Source organism: Anabaena sp. CS-542/02 (genome assembly GCF_028331085.1).
In the GTDB taxonomy this organism is placed as follows: domain Bacteria; phylum Cyanobacteriota; class Cyanobacteriia; order Cyanobacteriales; family Nostocaceae; genus Anabaenopsis; species Anabaenopsis arnoldii.
In genome coordinates this window covers 1-5,137 of record NZ_JAQMTM010000008.1, presented here as the reverse complement: position 1 = coordinate 5,137, position 5,137 = coordinate 1, and the positions used below count along the sequence as shown (strand labels likewise).

Sequence of the window (5,137 nt, the reverse complement as noted above, 5' to 3'; positions counted from 1 at the left end):
CCGTCGTTTCGCCTTCTGAGCCATTTGGGATGTTTCAAAGGTTGGCAGTAAAATAATGTCAAAGTTATCAACCAAAAATCGAGCAGTTTTCTTGTGCAATTCGCCTACAAGGTTTTTGATTTTACCTCGCAGTCTACTGGCGGCGAGCTTCATCCTTCTTCTTTGTTTGCACTTGGCTTTAGTGAACTTAGAAATTAACTTATCCAAGCGAAAACACAGCTTCTGTATTTGCAGATTAGCAGATGTTCCAATTTCACCAAAACTAGATTCAGAAAAGAAGGTGATAAATTTTCTGATACCGGGGTCAAGTGCTACAACACGTCCTTGGTTATCAGACTTCTGTTGTGGCACATCCTCTGGAACTGTCAAATAGTAATCACGGTAGGCAAATACTAAACGACAGTCGCCAAAGCTTTGTGGTAAGGCTTCTTTGAATGTTACCTTACCTAATACAGTGTGGTAAATCCCCAAGTCACCGTTAACGGTAAAATCATTGGCAAAATTGGACTGGGACTCAATCTACTTGTGGGAATTGCTCACAGGGATACCGAAGCTGAACTCGACTGGATGGTGCGTAAGTGTTTACAATTACGAGTATTTCCTAATACAGAAGATGGCAAGAAATGGCAGAAATCTGTGCAAGAGATTGGCGGTGACTTGCTGGTAGTCAGTCAATTTACTCTTTATGGTGACTGTCGTCAAGGTCGCCGCCCCTCTTTTGACCAATCGGCTCATCCCCAACTAGCTCAAGAATTATATGACCGCTTTGTCAGCAAGTTACAAGGTAGTGGTCTGACAGTGGCTACCGGTGAATTTGGTGCCATCATGGAAGTGACTATCGAAAATGACGGATCTGTTACCCTGTTGCTGGAGAAAGAACCTTTGTAGCCCATCAGTCGGGAAAAATTAAATTTATATAAAGATTTGTAAGAAGTTTGTTAATTCCCAGATGTTTGCGATAGGTTATATAAGGGTCAATTGTAAGTAATAAATTTTTTCCCGCCTCAAGAGGCGAAAATTATCAAAAGCCCCCAATTTAGCTCATATTTGAATAGACACACAAACTGTGGTGACTATAAAACTAAAAAAGTTAACAGATTCCATTAATCTTTCTATGTTATTTATCGGGTGCATAGGTTGTTCGTATGGCATCTAAGATGAAGTAACGGCAGAATTTTCAGTTATTTAGTGGTGATTACCGTATAAAACCGAATTTTCTGGCTGACTAGTAGGGTTTATTATGGTATAGTAAAGAAGTTAAGACTAGCTTTACCAACTACAATACTCCACGCATCGATGACAATTGCAAAACGGAAAGCAGTTTTGATTAAGTATTTATCAAACAAAATCACAAATTGAATCGAGGCTATGACTCAGCAAGTGATTCACCCAATGGTGAAATTGCAACGTAAAGTGCAATCACTCATCGAATCTAATATTATCAAACCAACTGATAGCATTTGGAAAATTGCATTGCTCTACGGCGATGACTGGCAGCACTGGAAACGGGAACTGCAAGACTTTGGCTTTAGTATGCAAGATCCAATTGGCGAACTGCTAGCAGTGGAAGCTTGGGACGAGGAATAGATGCTAGATCCGGGGAGTATTTCTCTGACTGCTCCCCACTCCCTAAACTTGGCAAGCAGCTAATGCTTCAGCCAGTTCTCTAGCACTTTGGTATCGGTCTCGTGGTATGTACTGCGTGACCCGTTCAATAATTTCTCTGAGTTGAGGACTAATTGTGGGAATTTTTTCCACATCAAATTGCGAACCTTGTCCTCGGTAACGATAAAACTTAAAAGGATTTTCGCCGGTGAGGAGAAAAATTAAAGTAGGACCAATGGCATACAAGTCAGATTGAGTTAAGGGTTGTCCTCGCTCTTGTTCCGGGGCGCAGTAACCCTCAGCACCAATCCGGGTTCCTTGTCTAGTCCCAATCTCCTTGACAGCACCAAAATCTAACACCACGACATGATTATTGGAACTTCCCACCATCAGGTTAGCAGGTTTGATATCACGATGTATTAGTGGTGGATTTTGGCTATGGAGATAATCTAAGATGTTGCAGGTTTGAATCATCCAGACAATCGCCTGATTCGGTGATACCGGACCTCTCCCATACACTCTTTTTTCTAAATCTTCGCCATGAACTAACTCCATGGCCAAGTATTTTTTACCCCCAACCACAAAAAAGTCGTAATATTTGGGAATTCCTGAATGATCCAGGCATTTGAGAGTATGCGCCTCCCGTTCAAATAATTCTTGGGCTTTGGCAATTTTAGCCATGTCGGCGTTCATTTCCTTTAAAACCAACAATTGTGGTTTTCCTAAAGTCAGACCCCCTGCATCCCAAGCTAGATAAGTAGTACCCATACCGCCCTGTCCCAGAGTTCGCAAAACCTGATATTGACGAATTTTCTGCTTGACTGAAATAGGTTGACCGCAATGAACACAAAAGAGATTACCAGGCGAATTACCTTCGTGGTTGCAAGTCGAGGCTAAAGCCTCAGCTTCACCACCCGCAACATATCCGAGCAAAGTACCTGGAACTTGCTGACATTGGAATTGTAATATTGGACCCCCCTGTGCCAGTTGTAATACAGAATTATCCGCCAAAGGGCACTGACGTACAAGGATACCATCTACAAAAGTGCCATTAGTACCTTGACTAATTACCTGCCAAGAAGAGAGATTATTATTTTGGGATAACTTAACCTCTCTGAGTTCTAAATGGTGTCGCGAAACCAAAATATCAGATAAAACCACATCATTATCCCCCGCTCTTCCAATGCGAATTACCGAGGGATTTTCAAAATACCACTGCTGAAGTGGCTTTTTCTGTTGGGGTTCTAACAAAGTCAGAATAACCACAATACAACAACCTGCATCAGTTTAAACAATTAGCCAACAATTAGCCACTGGGAATTAATCAACCATTCCTAAATACTTTTAACCGCTCATATTTAGACGCACTTTCGCCCGGATAAGTATGACTGTAATATTGTCATGACCATTGTATTGGTTTGCTAAATCAATTAATTCTGTGACTCCTTGTTCTAGATTAGAGTCAGAATGCAACAGGGAAATTAGGTTATTCTGCCCATAAATTTCTAGGACATCATTATCTGACAGACCATCAGACACCAGCAGCAACAGGCTATCTTCAGTAATCGTGAAAAACTTGACATCGGGTCTAATGGCATTTTGATCTCGCGGTCCCAAGGCTTGAGTTAGCTGGTACGCGTCCGGGCGGCTATAGGCTATACTGGCCTCCACTCCTCTAGAAATCTCTCGTTGACCTACTTCATGATCTACAGTCATTTGTTCTAAATCTTTGTTAGGCCTGAGCCGATAAAGGCGACTATCTCCTACATGGGCTACTGCTGCTTGAGTACCTTGAATTAACAGCATAACTAAGGTAGTACCCATGCGCTTGACTCCGGAACGCAGTTGTTGTTGATTTAACTCATAAACTGCTTGATTAGCTACGTATACTGCTTCACGAATCTGGTCTTCTGTGGGTATTTGGTTAGTAGTCCAATGTTGTTCAAAGTATTCCTTGAGTGTGTTAACTGCTAACTCACTGGCTACCTCACCCCCCGCATGGCCACCCATCCCATCACAGAGGATATATAAACCACGGAATTCAAGAATTTGTTGGTTTGGCAATTCCAACTCACTGATTTTGGTTTGAATGCCAAAGTAATCCTCATTGTAGTTACGTTTCTTACCTACATCAGTACCTGCTGCATTTTCTAAACTACTCAATTCCATTGAGGGTAGAACATTTGGCAAATCATGGGATTGTAAAATAGTCGGTGCTGCGGCATTTTCTTTGATGGGATCAGCTATTCTGCTGATGGGTGTTTCTAGTTCCGCGATAATTTCCTGTAAATGCGATCGCAACTGCTCAACTGTCTCAATTTTACCTAGTTCTAAATCTTCTAAAATCCTCACTATAGAACCAAAGTAAGTCCTCTGGGACTGTCTAAAGATTACCTGCCAAACTTCCCCCAAAGCTTGGATAGTTAAAGGATGCTCTAGGATGGTGAATGTTTCTACTTTTCCCCGACCTAAGAATACTATATTTGGCAGTTCCTTCAGTGATTCTACATACAACCTTTCCAGACCTAGTCTTTTGTCTGCATTTAAGCGCAGATTGTCTAATTTCAATAAACTTTGACGACAACTCACCGTTTCTAATGCCCCCCAGAGTCGGCTCATCTGATCTAGGTAATGTAAAATCTCTAAGGTAGATGTGGTTTCAGCTTCCCAGATGTCGAGTAAACACTGCCAATGGGAACGGTCTTCGATGAGTAACACCTGCATATTATCTTGTTCCCAGACATCATGAATAGCTGGTATACCTAGGTGACCTTGAGATTGCAAGACAATATAAGCTTGACCAAGAGGAGAAACTCCAGTAATTTCCACTGATGGCATAACCAATCCCTGTCTCTGACTAGCTAGTATGGCCTCAATGGGAGATATTTGATATGGCTGACAGTCCAAGACTTTCACCCACATTTCGGACTCATTCACCGTTGATAGTGGTTCTAAAAGTTGATAGCGCTGTTTTTTGTCTAAATAAGAACCTAATGTGAGATGTGACCCTGATATACAAGCAGTTGGGGATGTTTCTTGCTCATTTTCTGCCTTTTCCTCGCGAATCAATTCCCCATCTTCATTCCCCCTCTTAGTAACAGTGATAATTCCCTGCCAAACTTTGCCGCATTGCGCACCACAGTGATCACAAAGTCGTGCATTCACAGGTACTTCAGTACTACACTCAGGACAAACCCTGTGAGTTAGCGATGCACCACAACTTTGACAGAATTTGTTACCATTAGGGTTTTCAAATGTACACTGAGGGCAAATGAGCATAATGAAAGTTCCGATACTTTTTTGCTAACATTCACTAACAAATACACTCTTTAAGAGAGGGCGTATCAACCAATGCACGTAGGAAAATCCCTCGCGCACCATTTATGTCCCGGCTCATTACCAGCCCGTCAGATGGAGACTTAACGAAATTAGCACCACCAAGGTTGGGGATGATTTCACCAGTCCAACTGACTGTTTTTGATGTGTACGCTTCGTTCACATCCATCACTACTTTATTAGTCTCAAAAGCCTT

General features: G+C 41.9%; 6 protein-coding genes. 2 read left to right on the top strand and 4 right to left on the bottom strand.

What is annotated here, in order from left to right; translation table 11 throughout:
* Positions 1-471: transposase (locus PN447_RS00565; protein ID WP_271760032.1), on the bottom strand; the 471-nt coding region annotated here is incomplete at its 3' end.
* On the opposite strand from PN447_RS00565, the gene dtd reads away from it, so the two are divergent.
* Together dtd and PN447_RS00555 are read left to right on the top strand one after the other, a co-directional pair.
* Positions 457-888: a D-aminoacyl-tRNA deacylase gene (dtd, locus tag PN447_RS00560; protein WP_271760031.1), complete on the top strand. Its 432-nt coding sequence runs from the start codon at positions 457-459 to the stop codon at positions 886-888. The two genes, PN447_RS00565 and dtd, sit on opposite strands and share 15 nt — an antisense overlap.
* A 480-nt stretch (positions 889-1,368) precedes the next feature.
* A complete protein-coding gene (locus PN447_RS00555) occupies positions 1,369-1,587 on the top strand; it encodes a DUF4327 family protein (RefSeq protein WP_200988220.1) in 219 nt (72 codons plus the stop codon).
* 42 nt (positions 1,588-1,629) lie between these two features.
* Here PN447_RS00555 and PN447_RS00550 read toward each other — a convergent pair whose 3' ends face one another.
* The 3 genes from PN447_RS00550 to PN447_RS00540 form a co-directional block, all read right to left on the bottom strand.
* Entirely contained in the window at positions 1,630-2,871 is a 1,242-nt protein-coding gene (locus PN447_RS00550) for a protein kinase domain-containing protein (RefSeq protein WP_271760030.1), read from the bottom strand.
* Positions 2,872-2,949: 78 nt separating this feature from the next.
* Positions 2,950-4,884, bottom strand: a complete 1,935-nt coding sequence (locus PN447_RS00545; RefSeq protein WP_271760029.1) for a serine/threonine phosphatase — start codon at positions 4,882-4,884, stop codon at positions 2,950-2,952.
* A gap of 34 nt (positions 4,885-4,918) precedes the next feature.
* Positions 4,919-5,137, bottom strand: a 219-nt coding sequence (locus tag PN447_RS00540; RefSeq protein WP_442867062.1) for a zinc ribbon domain-containing protein, incomplete at its 5' end; no start/stop codon positions are given.